Here is a 16,549-nt window from a genome sequence, read left to right as displayed (position 1 = left end):
CCGAGCAGCCCAGGACGAAGACGGAGAGCACGAACGTCAGGATGCGCTTCATGGTCAACCACTCCTTGGATGAGGTTTGCGCGCGGGAGCCGACCATGAACCCGCACGTGTGTTCAAAGAAATGCGCACAGTGTGTGAATATAGACGCCGAGGCCATTCTTGACGTCCCGCGCCGACGCGACGCGCAGGTTCCCATGTAGCCCGCTGTCTCCCTCGTCGCGGTGACGCGTCCTCGCGTACACTCACGTCTCCAGACCAGGGGGGAGCCATGCGACGCAGTGCGGCTCGGGTTCATGCGAGTCATTCATCCGAGACACGGAGCTCCACCCCTGCGTCGCGTCCGCTCGCGCCGGCTGCGACGCAGGCCGTCTCGGCGCGCGCCGTGGCCGGGCCCGGAGCCGTCGTGCCGGGCGTCCGGTTCGACTTCAGCCGGCTCGCGCTCACCCCCAGCGTGCAGCGCGTCGCGTGCGCGGGGGGCGCCTGCTCCTGCTCGTCCTGCGACAAGAAGAAGGAGGAGGTGGCCCGGGCGGCCCAGCCCGGCGTCCCGGGCGCGGGGCCTTCCGAGCAGGTGTCCGCGCACGTCGCCCGCGGCCTGGGCGCGGGTCAGCCCCTGGAGTCCTCCGCGCGCGCCTTCTTCGAGCCGCGCTTCGGCCAGGACCTGGGGGGCGTGCGCATCCACACCAACGCGAAGGCTGCGGACTCGGCGCGCGCGCTCCAGGCTCGCGCGTACACGGTGGGCAGCGACATCGCCTTCCAGGAGGGAGCGTACTCACCGTCCACCCACGCGGGACGTCGGCTGCTCGCACATGAGCTGACGCACGTGCTGCAGCAGACCGGAGGCCGCGCCACCTCCGGAGCCCGGCTGGCCCGCTTCGCCACGGGTGGGCTGTCGGTGACCTCCCCAGGGGACGCCTCCGAGCGCGAGGCCGAGTCCATGGCGGACACGGTGATGGCGGACGGCGCGACGCGTGAGCCGGGGCGCCACTGCCTGGGCGTGGCGCGGGATTTCACCCCCGCGCCCGCGTCGAAGTACACGGTGCCCTCACCGCCGGCGCCTCCCACGCCGCCGCCCACCCAGACGACGTCGGACGTGCCGCCGACCCAGTCGGGCACCCCCGTCAACAAGAACGGGCTCGTCGCCGCCGAGGAGGGCGTCAACCTGCGCGCCTCGCCCGACACCGGCACGGCCCCGCTGGAGCGGCTCCCGCAGAACACCCGCCTGTTCGTCAGCCGCGAGCAGTCCGGCGGCTGGTACTTCGTGATGCTGGTGGATGGCCGCTTCGGCTACGTGGCCAAGTCGCATGTCACCGTGGACATGCCCGACCCGGAGGCGAGGCTGTACCGCATCGCGTCCGGCGAGACGGCGCTCGACATCGTCAAACGCTTCTACAAGTCCGACGCGACGAAGTGGGGCCAGGACGAGCGCTTCTTCGTCAACGTGCTGGTGTTCGTCAACGCGGAGCGCGGCCGCAAGGGCATCTTCAAGCCGGACCCGGAGGGGGACTGGGACACCACCCAGACGCACGCGGGCTCGCAGATATGGATACCGGGCGTCGAGTTCGCCAAGACGCTCAAGGGCCAGGTCTCCTCGGGCTCCATCACCTACGAGGCCTACCAGAAGGTCAAGAACGTCATCACCGCCATCGGTGAGTTCCTGGCCGGCTCCATCGCCTTCGTGGCGGGGCTGCTGCACGGCGTGCTCGAGTCGCTCTGGGACACGCTGGTGGGCCTGGTGGACCTGGCGAAGCTCGCGGGCAAGCTGGTGTGGAGCCTGGTCACCGGCAACCTGCTCTCCGACATCCGGGGCTTCTTCAGCGACCTGTCCAAGCTCGACTTCAAGCAGCTGGTGTCCGCGGGGCTCGACGCGCTGGACAAGAAGTGGAACGACCCGAGCCTCCTCAAGCGCTGGCACTTCCGGGGCTGGATTACCGGCTACGCGCTGGCGGAGATCGTGATGCTGTTCTTCAGCGGCGGCGCGCTCACGGCGCTCAAGGGCGCGGGCAAGGCGGGCAAGTTCGCCCAGTTCCTCGCCAAGATGCCGCGCGCGGCGAAGTTCCTGGAGAAGGCCGGCGAGGCCGCCAAGGGGCTCAAGGAGGCCGAGTCCCTGCGCAAGGGCATGAAGGCGCTCACCACGGCGCGCGACTGGGCCGTGCGGGTGCTCAAGGTGCCCGGCCACCTCCTGCAGAACCTCTCCGCGGAGGCGCTCGAGCGGCTCAAGCGGCTGCCCCAGTGGGCCATCGAGCGCTTCAGCGAGCTGAGCGACGTGGCCAAGGCGCGCGTGCTGGGCTGCGCCTCGCCGTGCAAGGTGGACCTGGGCGCCATCCAGAAGTACCTGGCGGAGCTGGCCGCCAAGGGCGCCACCGGCGCGAAGAAGCTCACCACGCCGGAGAGCGTGCTCGTCGCGCTGCCCAAGGACCTGCACATCGGGAAGATAAAGCAGTACCTCGACGAGTACCCGGCCCTGATGGAGCTCATCCGCAAGGCGGACCTCACGGACCTGGACCTGGCGAAGCTCGCCGACTTCATGACCGACGCGGACAAGCTCAACCCGAAGACGGCGTATCAGACGTTCACCCGCTACCTCACGCTGGTGGTGCCGTCGAAGACGGGTGGGGACATCGGCGCGTTCAACAAAATCGTGGAGGCCGTGGTGAAGGCGGACCCGCGCCAGGGCGCCGCCCTCAAGGGCCCCATGTTCGAGGCCTTCGCGCGCACCCACCTGCAGGAGTTCGCCGGCAAGGCCTTCACGCGGGAGACCTTCACCGTCCCTGGAGGCAAGCGCCGCACCGCGGACCGCTTCTTCGCGGACAAGGGCGAGCTGTGGGAGGTCAAGCACCAGCTCACCGACAAGGTGCCGCCCGGCCAGGTGGACGACTACCTCTCCTTCCTCGGCACGAAGGGCAACAGCTCCGGCGCCGAGGTGAAGTCGCTGAACTACCTGTTCCCCACGGAGGAGGCCGCGAAGCTGAACTCGGCGCTCAAGGCGCGCGGCATCACCGTCTGGTATGTGAAGCAGCCCAACGTGCTGACGAAGCTCTAGCGAGGACACGCCATGGCCGAGGTGAAGTGGACCGCCAGCTCGCAGCACCATGACTGGAATGACCGGCGCGCGCCGGCGGCCTTCATCGACGCGCTCGCCGAGGCGGGGCTGGTGGGGACGGTGGAGGGGGTGTGCGGCTGGGACGAGGACGCCACGCGCCGCGCGGTGGAGCTCCAGGGACCCGGCGTGGGCGCGCGGGTGATGGCGGAGATTCCGAAGAAGGAGAAGCACCCGTTCCTCAAGGCCTGGGGGCGCACGCCTTCGCCGTGGACGCTCACGGTGGGCATCTCGCGCTTCGTCGCCGACGAGGGGCGGGTGGCGGGGCTCAACACCTTCGTCTTCCAGTTCGACGGCGCGGCGTACGAGGACGAGGCGGGCTCCGCGCTGCTGCTCGCCGCCTTCCACGCGGCCCACTCGCCCGACACCACGGAGTTCGCCGCCATCCATCCCCTGGCGCGCTACGAGGCGCTGGAGACCGGCGAGTACGACTCCGCGGTGACGCTGCGGCCCCTGTTCGCGGGCGTCTTCTGGGCGAATTTCCTGGGCCGGGGGCACGTGGAGCAGTTCGACCGCGCGGTGCTCGCGCGGCTGCCACCGGAGCGCGTGGAGTGGGTGGACGGCGGCAAGGGCCTGTTCGTCGTCACCACGCCCCGGCTCGGGGAGGCCACCACTCCGGCGGTGGAGGCGGAGATGCAGCGCCTCACCGAGGTGTTCCGCGAGGCCCGGCGGCGATGAGCCACCAGGCGCTCGCGAGGCCCTGTCACGACGGGTGACGGGGCCTCGAGCCACCGGGCGCGCGGCGAGCTGTCGGCCCGCGCGCCCGGAGGTCATCCAGGCACGGCCTCAGGGGTAGGTGATGGCCTCGATGAGGGACGGGTGGTCCGCGCCGCACAGGGAATCCGCGTCGGCGCCGAGGAACACGCCGCGCAGCACGTGGTCCGCCTGGCCCTCGCGCTTCACCGTGAGCGAGTAGGGCACGGGCGTGTCGTCCGTGGGGGACGCCTCGAAGCTCGTGCTCTTCAGGCAGATGAAGTAGGTGCCGCTCGGAGGCGTGCCCTCCGGGCCGGACGGGGCCAGCGCGCCCGCCTTGGCGGGGCCGTACGCGAGCAGCTCGCCGTTGGGCGTGCGGACGATGAGGTCCTGGTCCTGCGCCCGCTCCCAGCTCGCCGTGACGCCCAGGGGCGTGCCCAGGGGCGCGCGGGCCCCGCAGACGCCGTTGGTGCACGTCTTGCCCGCGCCGCACGTGTTGCCGCAGCAGCCGCAGTTCGCCGGGTCGGTGTTCGCGTTCACGCACGAGGAGCCACACTTCACCTGCGGCGGCGGGCAGCTGCCCGGGATGCAGTCGAAGCCGCCCGGCTGGTTCACGCACCGCTGCCCGGGCGTGCACGTGTGCGTGCCGTTGGTGCACTCGTTGATGTCGTTGCAGGTGCGGCCGTTGCCCGTGTAGCCCGCCTTGCAGGTGCAGTTGTAGCTGCCCTGGGTGTTGGAGCAGGTGGCGTTGACGGAGCACTGCGAGGTGCCGTTGGTGCACTCGTTGATGTCATTGCAGGTGCGGCCGTTGCCGGAGTAGCCCGCCTTGCAGGTGCAGTTGTAGCTGCCCTGGGTGTTGGAGCAGGTGGCGTTGACGGAGCACTGGGCGGTGCCGTTGGTGCACTCGTTGATGTCGTAGCAGGTGCGGCCGTTGCCGGAGTAGCCGGGCTTGCACGCGCAGGTGTAGCTGCCGGGCGTGTTGGTGCAGGTGGCGTTGGTGGAGCACTGCGAGGTGCCGTTGGTGCACTCGTTGATGTCGTTGCAGGTGCGGCCGTTGCCGGAGTAGCCCGCCTTGCACGTGCAGGTGTAGCTGCCGGGCGTGTTGGTGCAGGTGGCGTTGACGGAGCACTGCGCGGTGCCGTTGGTGCACTCGTTGACGTCGGTGCAGACGCTGGGGCTGCCCTGGCAGGTGTAGCCGGGCTCCACCTGGCAGATGGTGCTACAGCCGTCGTTCGCCGTGCGGTTGCCGTCGTCACATGACTCGCCGGTGCTCACGCGGCCATCGCCGCACAGGGGGCCGGTCGTCTCGACGGCGTCGATGAGGTAGAGGCCCGCGAGGGCGCGGTTGAGGCGCACGTAGCGGTACGGGGTGGCGTTGGAGTAGGGGACGTCCACGGAGAAGCGGCCCACGCCCAGCTGGATGAGGTTCGCCTGACCGGTGGCGATGACGGTGCGGTCGGCGCTCAGGAAGTCCACCGTGAACAGCACGGTCAGCGTCAGGCCGCCGTAGTGGATGCGCAGGGGCCCGCGGCCCTCCTCACCCTGGCCCATGTCCAGGAGCAGCGAGCCGCCGAGGATGGAGAGCACGGTGGCGCGCTGGCCGTCGGGGGCGCCCACGGCGTTGTTGGGGTTGAGGACGACGTTGAGGCCGCTGGGCGTGGCCGCGTCCGCGTACGGGTCCACCACCGCCAGCTCCGCGCTCTCTTCGGACTGGGCGTCCTCGAGTGGCGTCTCCGACTCGCCTTTCAGCGTCTCTTCGTCCTGGGGATTCGCACCACAAGCACCGAGGACGGTGCACAGCAACACCGCGCCCAGCGCGCGCCACGTCGTGGCCCTTCGACTGAACTCCATGTCTCGCTCCATTCCAATCGCTCACCGACGGGCTTCCCGGGGGATGTCCCCTGGGCGGAAGCCGTCGGAGCGCATGGAAGGCACGATGTCGGTCTGGCGCCTGGAGCAAGGGGGCTTGTCGCACCCGACCCGTGAACCAGGTGACAGGCGTGTCGTTGAGTGTCGCGGTGTCGCGTGGAGGCGGACATCGGAGCGGCCCGGCGAGGCGACGTGGCGTGCGTGGCCGTGCGGGGGCCTCCCAGCGGGGCTTCAGCGCTTGCGGCGCCACGCCTTGAGCTCGGCCTTCTTCTCCGCGCCCAGCGCGTCCAGCCGCGCCTGCCAGCGCTCGCGGTGTGGCTTGAGCGCGGCCACCACGGCGCGGGCCACGACGAGGTTGCGGTACCACTTGGCGTCGGAGGGGACGATGCACCAGGGCGCCTGCTTCGTGGAGGTGCGCGCGAAGACGTCCTGGTAGGCCCGGGTGTAGTCCGCCCAGAGCTTGCGGTCCTCCCAGTCACCGGCGCTGATCTTCCACGCCTTGCGCGGCTCCTTCTCCCGGTCCATCAGGCGCTGCTCCTGCTCCTGCTGGCTGATGTGGAGGAAGAACTTCAGGACGATGGTGCCGTGCTCGGCGAGCATCTCCTCGAAGTCCTGGATGTGGCCGTAGCGCTCCTTCCAGAGGGACGGGGGCGCCAGCTCGTGCACGCGCACGGCGAGCACGTCCTCGTAGTGGGAGCGGTTGAAGATGGAGAACTCGCCCAGGCGCGGGGTGTGGCGGTGGATGCGCCAGAGGAAGTCGTGCTCGCGCTCCTCCAGCGTGGGCGCCGCGAACGACGCGACGGAGACGCCCCGGGGGTTGAGGCTGCCCACCACGTGCTTGATGGTGCCGTCCTTGCCCGCGGTGTCGCGGCCCTGCAGGACGATGAGCACCGAGTTGAGCCGCGAGCCCCACATCAGGTCCTGGAGGTCGAACAGCTCCTCGCCCAGGGCCTCGAACTCCGCCTTCGCGTCGGTCTTCTGTTCGTGCTTCGGAGGCGTGGTGGAGAGCTTCTCCAACCGCACCTTGGCTCCCTGACTCGCGCTGGTGATGAGCTGCATGACTTCCTTTCGATGAGGCGTCGGTCCGGAGGACAGCGTGCCACCCGAGGCGTCCGGGGCTGAGACAATCGTGCGGGCGCCGTGATGACTTCGTGAAGATGTGAGCACAGCCGGACACGTACCTTGGCCGCATGCTCCTTCTTGGACTGGGTTGGGCCGTCAGTCAGCTGCTGCACGCCTCCACCGAGGCTCCCATCACCGACGTCACCGTCTACAGCGACCGGGCGCGGGTGGTGCGGACCGCCTCCCTCCAGGTCTCCGGCACCGAGCGGCTGGAGCTGCCCCTGTTGCCGGAGGCGGTGGACCCGGACTCCATCCAGGTGGAGGCGGAAGGGGCCCGCGTCGCGTCCGTGGAGGTGCGCGCGGCCCAGCCGGCGCCGTTCCCCGTCGCGGAGGCCACCGCGCTGCTTTCGACGTTGGACCGGCTGGGGGACGAGCTCTCCCGCGTCAACGCGGAGCACGTGGCCAACCAGCGCCAGGTCGCCGCGCTCGGCCGCATCCAGCCGAAGGGGGCGGGCGCGGACGCCGACGACGCGAGCGGAGCGCTGGCGCCCGGGGGCTGGAGCCAGGCCGCCGCGTTCCTCGTCGACCTGCGCACGAAGCGCGAGGTGCGGATGCGGGAGCTGGAGGCGCGCATGCAGGTCCTGGGAAACGAGCTGGACGCCCGGCAGGTGGAGGCGGGTCGCCTGGGGGCGCTGCCCTCGCCGCGGGGCTTCGAGGTGCGGGTGGCCCTCACCGGCTCGGGCGCCGCGAAGGTGCGCCTGTCCTATGTGGTGCTCCAGCAGGCGCGCTGGTACCCGCGCTACGAGCTCCAGCTCAACCCGGCGCAGCAGCGGGTGCAGGTGGCCTTCTCCGGACTCGTCAGCCAGGAGACGGGCGAGGACTGGACCCAGGCCCGCCTCACGCTCAGCACCGCGCTGCCGTCCACCTTCACCGCGCTGCCGAAGCTGACCACGTGGAAGCTGGGCACCGCCGAGCGCTTCATCCCCACGGCGCGCAGGACCGACGAGCTCCCGAGCGAGCCGCCGCCGCTGCCCCGGCCCGTGGCCCCGCTGGACGTGGTGGCGCTGCTGCGCCGCGAGCTCGAGACGCGAGCCCAGGGGAAGGGCGCGCCGCGTGCCCCGCAGAAGGTGGCCCAGGCGTCGAGGCCGGCGCCGACGCCGACCGAGTCCCGGAGCCCGGAGCCGGAGTCTTCCCGTCCTTCGCCGACCGCGCGCGTCGCACCGGGCGGTGATGCCTTCGTCCTGGGCAACGTCATCGATGCCCAGTCGCGAACTCCCGTGGGCGACGTCGTCGTCACCGCCACCTCGCCGAGCCTGCCGGGGGAGGAGACCACCGTGACCGACGCGCAGGGGAACTACCGGCTCCCGCCCCTGCCGCCCGGCGTCTACACGCTCCGGTTCGAGAGGGAGCAGTTCAAGCCGTACGCGCGCGCGGACATCCAGGTGTGGATGCAGCGCACCGTCCGGATGAACGTGGAGCTGCTCCCGGAGAGCCTGGGCGAGGTCGTCGAAATCGTGGGCGCGCCTCCCACTGTCGACGTGGGCAGCACCCACACCGGGGTGGGCTTCTCGCTGCATGGGGCGCCCACGTCCAACTGGCGGCCGGAGCCCGTCGTGGACCGCTACGTGGGGCTGGCGCCGCCTCCGGGCTGGCGTCGTCCGGCGCTGGACTCGCGGCTGCCGGCGTCGCTCGCGGGAGGTCATGACCTGGCCTTCACCGCGCCGCGCTCGGAGACGGTGCCCAGCGGGCAGGGCGAGCGCACCATCCCGCTGCTCCTGGAGTCATGGCCCGTGCAGGTGGAGCGCCGCGTCTTCCCCGCGCTGGCGTCGGAGGCGTACCTGGTGGCGCGGCTGAAGAGTCCGTCGCGAAGCGCGCTGCCCGGAGGCACCGCCTCGCTCTTCGTGGGAGACGACCCGTCCGGCACCGCGTCGCTGCCGCTCATCGTCCCGGGCGAGCCCTTCACGCTGCCCCTGGGCATGGACCCGGCCGTGCGCACCGCGCGCGACGTCCGGCTGGTGCAGTCGAAGGAGGGCTTCATCTCCAAGGACGACCTCAACACGTACGAAGTCACGCTGGAGGTCTCCAACCCCTATCCCTTCGCGATGCAGACACACGTGGTGGACCAGTGGCCCCTGGGCTGGGGCGGCGACGTGGAGGCGACGCTCGTGCGCACCGAGCCCGTGGCGAGCCAGGACCCGAAGACGGGGGTGCTGCGCTGGGACGTGGTGATTCCCGCCTCCAGCAAGCAGACGCTCACCTTCGAGTACCGCCTGAAGCGCCCCCAGAACTGGAAGCTCACCCAGTAGCCGCGAGGAGCCACCATGACCTTGTTCCCCTTGTCCCTGCTGGTGCTCGCCGCCGCGCCCCAGGTGTCCTCCGTCGTCGTCTATCCGGACCGGGCCCACGTCACGCGCACCCAGGACGTGACGTGCCGTGGCCCCACCACCGCCGTCTTCGAGCACGTGCCGGAGGCCGCCTCGCGCGAGAGCTTCCGGGCGCGGGCCCCCGGCGCGGACCTGGAGGGCCTCACCGCCGAGCGCCAGACGCTCGAGCAGCAGCTCTCCGCGGAGCGCCGCGAGTGGAGGGCGCGGTGGGACGCGCTGACCCAGGAGGAGCTCACGCTGGACGCGGCTCTCGCGCGGGTGACGGGGCTGGAGCGGCTGTCGGAGGGCTACACCGACGTGGCCGTGGACCACGTCACGCGGGAGCTGACGGGCCGCAAGCCGGACACGCGCGCGTGGGCCTCGGCGTTCGACGCGGCGTTGTCGGTGCGGATGCGCGCGGTGAGGGAGGCGTGGGAGCTGGCGGAGAAGCGCCGCGCGCTGAAGCAGCGCCGCGACGAGGTCTCCGCGCAGCTCTCGCGGCTGAGCACCGAGGCCGCCCGCGCCGAGTACCGGGTGGAGGTGCGCCTGTCGTGTCCCGAGGGGAAGAAGGCCCGGGTGTCGCTGACGTATCTGGTGGGCGGCAGCTCCTGGGAGCCGAGCTACGAGGCGCGCGCGGATGAGGCCTCGGGCACGGTGGAGCTGACGGCGCTCGCCACGGTGCGCCAGCAGACGGGCGAGGACTGGTCGGGCGCGAAGCTCGTGCTCTCCACGGCGCTGCCTCGCAAGAACGCCACGCCGCCGGAGATGGCGCCGCTGCTCGTCCGGGCGCTGAAGCAGCCCAAGGAGCGCCAGGTGCTGACGGCGCGTCAGGAGGCGCGGCAATCCGTGGAGGGCGGCGTCGAGGGGGCGGCGTCCTCCGGCGAGGGCCCGCGGGTGGTGTCACACGGCGTGTCCGTGCAGTGGGAGGCCGAGGAGGCGACGCGGGTGCCCGGAGACGGCGTGGCGGTGCGCGTGGTGCTGGGGCGTCACCGCCTGCCCGCGGAGTTCTCGTGGCGCACGGTGCCCAAGCTGCACCCGGTGGTATTCCGCGTGGCGCGGCTGGCCAACACCACGTCCTTCCCGCTGTTGCCGGGGGAGGTCAGCCTCTTCCGGGGCACGGGCTTCCTGGGACGTCAGCGGCTGGAGCGCGTGGCGAGCGGGCTTGCCTTCGAGCTCACCTTCGGCATCGAGGAGGCGTTGCGCGTGACGCGCACGACGGTGGAGGAGGTGAAGCGCCCGCAGGGGCTCTTCGGGGGCAAGCAGCGCTTCCGCTACGCCTACCGCTTCCAGCTCTCCAACCTGCGTCAGCGCGAGGAGAAGGTGGTGCTGTCCGAGCACATCCCCGTCTCCGAGCTGGACGACGTGAAGGTGGAGGTGGCGCCGGAGTCGACGGCGGGCCTGGCACTGACGAAGGACGACGGCATCGCCACCTGGCAGGTGGCGCTCGCGCCCGCGGAGACGAGGACCTTGGAGCTCGTCTTCCACGTGGACGCGCCCTCCAGCTACGTCAGCGGAGGGCTGTAGGGACGCTCGCGGAGGAGTCATCCTGGGGAGTGTGGCTCCTCCGCGGGCGGGGTTGTTCCGGCGCCTCGTTTCCCTGGTCAACGCGTGGGAAGGGCGCTTGGATGGCGGGCATGTCGCCGCTGCTGCCGGACCCGGACCGTGCGCTGGGGGAAGCCAATCCGCTGGTCCTCACCCTCGAGGACCTCCTCAACGAGCACGAGTGCCAGGAGCTGGTGGAGCGAATCGAGGCGCTGGGGCCCTTGGCCGCGCCCGTCACCACGTCGCAGGGCATGGTGATGCGCCCCGACCTCCGCAACAACTCCCGGGTGATGTTCGACGACCCGGCGCTGGCGGACCTGCTGCACCAGCGCGTCCTCACCCACGTGCCGCGCAGGCTGGAGCGCACCTGGGAGCTGTGCGGCGCCAACGAGCGGCTGCGCTGCTACCGCTACGAGGCGGGGGAGTACTTCGCGCCGCACTACGACGGCGCCTTCGTGCGCGACAGGAACGAGCGCAGCCTGCTGACGTACCTGGTGTACCTGAATGACGGGGCCGAGGGCGGCGCGACGAACTTCCTGGACCTGGGGCGCTCGGTGACGCCCCGTCGGGGGATGGGGCTCGTCTTCAACCACCACCTGTACCACGAGGGCGCGACGGTGACGGGCGGCCTCAAGTACGTGGTGCGCACGGACCTGATGTACCGCCGCGCGCTGCCCTGAGGACCCGCCTCACCAGTTGGTGAGGCGGTAGTCCTTGAAGAAGTTGCCCCAGGAGTAGTCGCCGGTGTTCTCGGCGGTGGTGATGGGGTCGATGATGCGCGCCGCGCCGTCGACGATGTCCAGGGGCGGCTGGAAGTCCAGGTCCTCCACCTTGCGCTGGGAGAACACGGCCGGGTCCTCGTCGGTGACCCAGCCGGTGTCCACCGCGTTCATGTAGATGCGGTCCTTGGCGTAGTCCGCCGCGGACGTCAGCGTCATCATGTTCAGCGCGGCCTTGGCCATGTTGGTGTGCGGGTGGCGGTCCGTCTTCGTCCCGCGCGAGAAGCTGCCCTCCATGGCGGACACGTTGACGATGTGGCCCGGCGTGGTGCGGTTGCGCGTCATCAGCGGCTTGAGCTTGCCGCAGAGGATGAAGGGCGCCACCGCGTTCACCAGGTGCACCTCCAGCATCTCCGCCGTGGACACGTCCGCGAGCTTCATCCGCCACGAGTTCATGTCGCGCAGGTCCACCTGCTGCTCGTCCGCGTCCAGCCGGCCCTGGGGGAACAGGGCGCTGGTGTCACCCTCGTTCTCCAGCGCGTACGGCAGGAGCGACAGCGCGGCGGACGAGTGGATGCCCAGCGCCGGGTCGTTGCTGCGCCACGAGGTGGTCATCGCGGAGGGCTCCGTGCCGCCCGCGCCCAGGACGGGGTTCAGCTCGGTGAGGCAGGCCCGGTGGCTGGCGAGCAGCGGGCGGGCCGCCTCGGGCAGCTCCTCGAACCGGCGCAGCTCCCCTTCGAGAAGGTGCGCGTAGAAGCCCGGCGGCCGGCGCACCGTCTGCGCCGCGTTGTTGATGAGGATGTCCAGCCGCGAGTGCGTCTGCTCGATGTGCCGGGCGAAAATCTCGACGCTGGGCGCGTGGCGCAAATCCAGCCCGTGGATGTGCAGCCGGTGGGACCACTCCGCGAAGTCCGGCTCCAGCATGTAGCGCCGCGCCGAGTCCTGGGGGAAGCGCGTGGTGGCGATGACGGTGGCGCCCGAGCGCAGCAGCATCAGCGACGCCTGGAAGCCAATCTTCACCCGCGCGCCGGTGATGAGCGCGACCTTGCCGGACAAGGGCGCGCGCTGGGTGCGCTTGGCGTAGTTGAAGTCCGCGCACGCGATGCACATCGCGTCGTAGAAGAAGTGCAGCTTGCGGTACTCCGCCTTGCACACGTAGCACTTGCGCGGCGTCTCCAGGAGCCGCTCGGGGCCCTCCTCGACGGGGACCTCACCGGCCGGCAGCAGGGGCGCGTTGAAGACGGGGGCGCGGCGCATCGTGCGGATGCGGGTGCTGGCGCGCACCTCCCGGTCCTTGGTCTGCTTGTCGTGGCGCTTCTCGCGCCGCAGGGCCTTCTCCAGGCGGGACTTCGCGGTGCGGTCCGGCATGACGATGCGGCCGGCGGCGATGAGCAGGGCGCGCTTGTCCTCCTCGGGCAGCCTGGCCAGGAGGATGCGGTCCTCGGCCATGGCCTCCAGGAGGCGGGTGCACCGACGGACCTCGTCGAGCGCGGGCGAGGTTGTCTCAGCGTCCTTCATGGCCGTCGGTGCATATCCCGGCAGGGGGCCTCGAAGAAAGGACCGCTCGCGGGCCCTCCCTGCAAGGAGGGGGGACGGCCGGGCGTCAGTGCCAGATGACCCGACCGCTTCCGTCCACGTCGATGTCCCGCAGGGAGGCGCTCCCCCAGAGCTCCACGTCCCCGGAGCCCTCGAGGGAGACCTTCACGCTGCCCCCCTCGACGCGGGCCTCCACGTCCCCGGAGCCCTCCAGCCGGACGTCCAGGTGGACGGCCCCGAGGGCCCGGGCCTCCAGGTCGCCACTGCCCGACAGGCGGGTGTCCAGCCGCTCGGCCCGGCCCGAAAGCCGCGTCTTCCCGGAGCCCTCGCTCGTCACCCGCACGGTGTCGGCGGCGCCCGACCAGGACAGGTCCCCGGAGCCGGACAGGTGCAGCGCCACCGACTGGGCGACCCCCGACTCCGGCATGCACACCTTCAGCTCCCCGGAGCCGTCCAGGTGGGCCTCCAGCACGCGGGCCGCGCCGCAGTAGCTGAGCCTTCCGGAGCCCTGGGCGCGCAGGCGCACGTGCTCGGACTGCTGGCCCACGAAGCCGTCCACCCGCACCTGGCCCGAGCCGGAGAGCGAGGCGCCGGTCAGGCGCGGCAGGGTGACGTCCACATGCGCGGGGCCCTGGGGGTCCAGGTGGCCGTCCGTCTCGATGCGCAGCGTCCCGTCGGACTGGACGAAGGCGCGCACGTTGTCCTGGAGGTTGGAGTCCAGCGTCACCTCCACGGAGGCGGTGGCGCCCTCGCGCACGCGCACGTCCAGGTGGCCCTCGTACGCCACGGCCTCGAAGCCCTCCGCGCTCCGGGCCTCCGTCACGGTGTCGCCGTTGCCGCGCTCGTAGCCGTCACACCCCGTCACCCAGCCCGCCGTGAGCAGCACCACCGCCGCGCGCATCCACATGTCCATGTCTCCCCCGGGCCTGGTGCCCGCGTCCGGGGCCTGGAACACCGGCCGCGTGGGAAGCTGTCACCGGGCGGGTGTGGGGGCCGAGGGCAGGCGCGTGGCGGCCACCGCCAGACAGAGGGTGGCCACGACGAAGTAGTAGTAGTTGCAGAACGCCTGTTTGTTGAAGGCGAAGAAGGTGGCGTAGGTGAGCGCGGTGGCGGCGGCGAAGCCCGTGGGGGTGCGGGGCGCGCGCCACAGGCTCAAGCCCAGCGCGGCGGCCACGGCGGCGAAGGGAATCCAGAGGGGCGGGGTGGGGTGCCCCCTGGCCACCCACGCGGCCAGGTAGCTCAGCGAGTCGACGCGGAACGGCTGGTGGATGTGCAGCGCCACCACGCTGTGGAAGAACGCCTTCGGGTCCGGTAGGGCGAAGGGGAGGCTGACGGCCAGCGCGGTGGCGCCCGCGCGCCACAGGAAGCTCCAGAGCTGCTTGCGCGGCTTGGGCAGGAGCAGCAGCGCCAGCGGCAGCAGGAACACCGTGTGCTGCTTGATGGCGAGCGTCAGTCCGAAGACGTACGGCAACGCGCGAGGGAAGCGCACGGCGCAGAAGACCGTGGCCGACAGCAGCAGCACGAGGAAGGGCTCCGTCCAGGACTGCTCCAGCACGAAGAAGCCGCGCGGTGTGAGCAGGTACAGCGCCGCGGCGCCCGCGCCCAGACGACCACCACGCGTCCAGGCCATGAGGCCGGCGGCGAGCGCGGTGGCCACGAGCTGCGCGTGGCGCGGGTCCGTCGCCAGCGCGCGGCCCAGGGTGGCGAACATCAGGCTCAGGGGCGGGTAGGGGAAGCCGAACAGCAGCCGTCCGTCCCGCACGAGCCCCTCGCCGTACCAGTGGCCATGGCCGTAGATGTTGGGGAACGTCATCGCGTACGGGTTCTGGCCGCGCAGCAGCTCGTCCGCGCCCTGCACCTGGAACACGAGCACGTCGATGTGGGGCGAGGGCGCGTGGCGAAGAATCCAGAGCCCCAGGAGCAGGTACACCCCGAGGAGCGCGGGCACGCCGACCTTGCGCAGCCAGTCCGGACCCGCGAGCAGCGCGCCACTGATGAGCGCCGCGGCCGCCAGTCGCTCGTGGAAGAGCGCGAAGGGCCAGGGCCCCTGGAGCCTGAGCGCGGACGACGGGTAGTCGGTGAGGAGGGCCTGGAGCTGCAGGAGCAGGCCGACGCCCAGGCCCAGCGCGAGCGCCGCCTCACCCCACGTCCATGGACGCGAGACGCCGGGGCCGACGACGGCCAGCAGCGCCAGGCCCAGCGCCAGCGTGAGGCCTCGCAGGGAGGTGTCCAGCAGCGTGCCGTTGCTGAGCTGGAGCGTCAGCGCCAGCACCACGGCGGCGGCCAGGCAGAAGAGGGGAAGACGCCAGGGGTCGACGGAGTCGCGCGCGGTGGGAGACGGGAGGCCGTCCATCCGGCGACTTATACTCCACGCGCGCGCGCCGTCATCCGCGCCGCGGAAGATGGACGCTGAAGGTCGTGCCCTCCGCCTGCGTGGACGCCACCTCGACGCTCCCGCCATGGGCCCGGGCAATCTGGTCCACGATGAACAGGCCCAGGCCCACGCTGCGCCGCTCCGCGCCGTTCGTGGTGCCGCGCTTCATGGGCTCGAAGAGGGTGGGGAGCACCTCCTGCGGGATGGGGGGCCCGTCGTTGTGCACCCGCAGGACCAGCTCCCCGTCACTCGCCTCGCTCGACACCTGGATGCGCGCGCCCGGGGGGCTGTACTGCATGGCGTTGGCGAGCAGGTTGTGCAGCACCTGGGCGATGCGGTCCGCGTCCCAGGTCCCCTGGCCGTGGCCCTTCGTCCGGACCTCCAGCACGCGCTCCGGCGCGACGGCCTGGACCTCCTCGACGACCTGACAGGTCAGCTCGTGCAGGTCCATGGGCTGACGGTCGACGGGCAGCACCTGGCCCATGCGCGCCTGGGTGAAGTCGAGCAGGTCCCGGATGAGCCGCTGCGCGCGGTCCGCCGAGTCGACGATGCGCCGCACCGCCCGGCGCGCCCGCTCGTCCAGGTCCGTGCGGCGCACCAGCGTCGCGGCGGACATGAGGATGGCGTTGAGGGGGTTGCGCAGGTCGTGGCTGACGATGCCGATGAGCTGCTCGCGCAGCAGGGCCGCCTCCTTCTCGTCGAAGAGCAGGGCCGCGCTGCGGTCCAGCGCGTCCTGGTTCTCGAGCTGATGGCCGATGAGGTCTCCCAGGTGTCGGAAGACCTCCAGCTTGTCCTGGGGGAGCGCGGCCGGGTTGGAGTCCAGCGCGCACATGACGCCGAAGAAGGCCCCGTCCCTGCGGTACAGCGGCACGGCGATGTAGCTCTCCACGCCATAGAGCCTGGGCGCGGGGTGGCCCGCGAAGCGGGGCTCCTGGCTGGCGTGGTTGACGAGCAGCGGGGTGGCCGAGGTGCGCACCGTGTTGCAGAACGTCGTCGTGATGGCGAGCGTGTCGCCCGGCTTGAGGCCGAAGTTCATCTCGTCCAGCACCGCGCAGCAGCGCCACTCCTGCGCGGTGACGCGGGCCACGACGGCCAGCCGCAGGCCGGTGGTCTGAAGGAGCACTTGCAGGACCGTCTTGACGGCATCGATTCGAGCGATGGCCTGGACGTCCGGGGTGACGCCGCCCGCTGGAGACGGCTGGCTGGAGGCATCCTGCGGGGTGTCTTCATGGACGCGCATGAAGAGGGCAACGCGGAGGGCTCGTCGCGTCATCCTCTCTGTTCGAGGTGGGAG

Annotated in this window: 11 protein-coding genes; 5 read left to right on the top strand and 6 right to left on the bottom strand. The window is 71.3% G+C overall.

Annotation, left to right across the window (positions count from 1 at the left end; translation table 11 throughout):
* Nucleotides 1–403 precede the first annotated feature (403 nt).
* Complete coding sequence (locus FL311_RS45070; RefSeq protein ID WP_228556879.1) at nt 404–3,040, top strand: DUF4157 domain-containing protein; 2,637 nt, start codon at nt 404–406, stop codon at nt 3,038–3,040.
* 12 nt (nt 3,041–3,052) lie between these two features.
* Complete coding sequence (locus FL311_RS14835; protein ID WP_141325800.1) at nt 3,053–3,775, top strand: hypothetical protein; 723 nt, start codon at nt 3,053–3,055, stop codon at nt 3,773–3,775.
* A gap of 108 nt (nt 3,776–3,883) precedes the next feature.
* On the opposite strand, the gene FL311_RS44065 is transcribed toward FL311_RS14835, so the two are convergent.
* Both FL311_RS44065 and FL311_RS14825 read right to left on the bottom strand, forming a co-directional pair.
* Nucleotides 3,884–5,641, bottom strand: a complete 1,758-nt coding sequence (locus FL311_RS44065) for an EGF domain-containing protein (RefSeq protein WP_194869206.1) — start codon at nt 5,639–5,641, stop codon at nt 3,884–3,886.
* 249 nt (nt 5,642–5,890) lie between these two features.
* Nucleotides 5,891–6,718: a polyphosphate kinase 2 family protein gene (locus FL311_RS14825; protein ID WP_141325799.1), complete on the bottom strand. Its 828-nt coding sequence runs from the start codon at nt 6,716–6,718 to the stop codon at nt 5,891–5,893.
* A gap of 131 nt (nt 6,719–6,849) precedes the next feature.
* Between FL311_RS14825 and FL311_RS14820 the strand changes: the two genes are divergently transcribed.
* The 3 genes from FL311_RS14820 to FL311_RS14810 all read left to right on the top strand — a co-directional run bounded on the left by FL311_RS14820 (nt 6,850) and on the right by FL311_RS14810 (nt 11,306).
* On the top strand, nt 6,850–9,027 hold the full coding sequence (locus tag FL311_RS14820; RefSeq protein ID WP_141325798.1) for a mucoidy inhibitor MuiA family protein: 2,178 nt from the start codon (nt 6,850–6,852) through the stop codon (nt 9,025–9,027).
* A 15-nt stretch (nt 9,028–9,042) separates the two neighbouring features.
* Nucleotides 9,043–10,608 (top strand): mucoidy inhibitor MuiA family protein, encoded by a 1,566-nt coding sequence (locus FL311_RS14815; protein WP_141325797.1) that lies wholly within the window; start codon nt 9,043–9,045, stop codon nt 10,606–10,608.
* 110 nt (nt 10,609–10,718) lie between these two features.
* Nucleotides 10,719–11,306: a 2OG-Fe(II) oxygenase gene (locus FL311_RS14810; protein WP_228556878.1), complete on the top strand. Its 588-nt coding sequence runs from the start codon at nt 10,719–10,721 to the stop codon at nt 11,304–11,306.
* A 9-nt stretch (nt 11,307–11,315) separates the two neighbouring features.
* On the opposite strand, the gene FL311_RS14805 is transcribed toward FL311_RS14810, so the two are convergent.
* The 4 genes from FL311_RS14805 to FL311_RS14790 all read right to left on the bottom strand — a co-directional run bounded on the left by FL311_RS14805 (nt 11,316) and on the right by FL311_RS14790 (nt 16,495).
* Nucleotides 11,316–12,863: an SDR family NAD(P)-dependent oxidoreductase gene (locus tag FL311_RS14805; RefSeq protein ID WP_141325795.1), complete on the bottom strand. Its 1,548-nt coding sequence runs from the start codon at nt 12,861–12,863 to the stop codon at nt 11,316–11,318.
* Nucleotides 12,864–12,948: 85 nt separating this feature from the next.
* Nucleotides 12,949–13,794 carry a head GIN domain-containing protein gene (locus tag FL311_RS14800; protein WP_141325794.1) on the bottom strand — a complete coding sequence of 282 codons (846 nt, stop codon included), beginning with the start codon at nt 13,792–13,794 and terminating at the stop codon, nt 12,949–12,951.
* A gap of 60 nt (nt 13,795–13,854) precedes the next feature.
* Complete coding sequence (locus FL311_RS14795; RefSeq protein ID WP_141325793.1) at nt 13,855–15,234, bottom strand: hypothetical protein; 1,380 nt, start codon at nt 15,232–15,234, stop codon at nt 13,855–13,857.
* A gap of 31 nt (nt 15,235–15,265) precedes the next feature.
* Complete coding sequence (locus FL311_RS14790) at nt 15,266–16,495, bottom strand: GAF domain-containing sensor histidine kinase (protein WP_141325792.1); 1,230 nt, start codon at nt 16,493–16,495, stop codon at nt 15,266–15,268.
* Between the last annotated feature and the right edge of the window lie 54 nt (nt 16,496–16,549).

This window comes from Myxococcus sp. AB025B, assembly GCF_006518215.1.
GTDB lineage: Bacteria > Myxococcota > Myxococcia > Myxococcales > Myxococcaceae > Myxococcus > Myxococcus fulvus.
The sequence above is the reverse complement of the archived record's forward strand: the minus strand, read 5'-3'. Positions and strand labels throughout refer to the sequence as shown.

Bases quoted from the DNA above. Each gene is read 5' to 3' on its own strand.
- FL311_RS14835 (WP_141325800.1), top strand. From the start codon at position 3,053: ATGGCCGAGGTGAAGTGGACCGCCAGCTCGCAGCACCATGACTGGAAT.
- FL311_RS44065 (WP_194869206.1), bottom strand. From the start codon at position 5,641: ATGGAGTTCAGTCGAAGGGCCACGACGTGGCGCGCGCTGGGCGCGGTG.
- FL311_RS14825 (WP_141325799.1), bottom strand. From the start codon at position 6,718: ATGCAGCTCATCACCAGCGCGAGTCAGGGAGCCAAGGTGCGGTTGGAG.
- FL311_RS14820 (WP_141325798.1), top strand. From the start codon at position 6,850: ATGCTCCTTCTTGGACTGGGTTGGGCCGTCAGTCAGCTGCTGCACGCC.
- FL311_RS14815 (WP_141325797.1), top strand. From the start codon at position 9,043: ATGACCTTGTTCCCCTTGTCCCTGCTGGTGCTCGCCGCCGCGCCCCAG.
- FL311_RS14810 (WP_228556878.1), top strand. From the start codon at position 10,719: ATGTCGCCGCTGCTGCCGGACCCGGACCGTGCGCTGGGGGAAGCCAAT.
- FL311_RS14805 (WP_141325795.1), bottom strand. From the start codon at position 12,863: ATGAAGGACGCTGAGACAACCTCGCCCGCGCTCGACGAGGTCCGTCGG.
- FL311_RS14800 (WP_141325794.1), bottom strand. From the start codon at position 13,794: ATGGACATGTGGATGCGCGCGGCGGTGGTGCTGCTCACGGCGGGCTGG.
- FL311_RS14795 (WP_141325793.1), bottom strand. From the start codon at position 15,234: ATGGACGGCCTCCCGTCTCCCACCGCGCGCGACTCCGTCGACCCCTGG.
- FL311_RS14790 (WP_141325792.1), bottom strand. From the start codon at position 16,495: ATGCGCGTCCATGAAGACACCCCGCAGGATGCCTCCAGCCAGCCGTCT.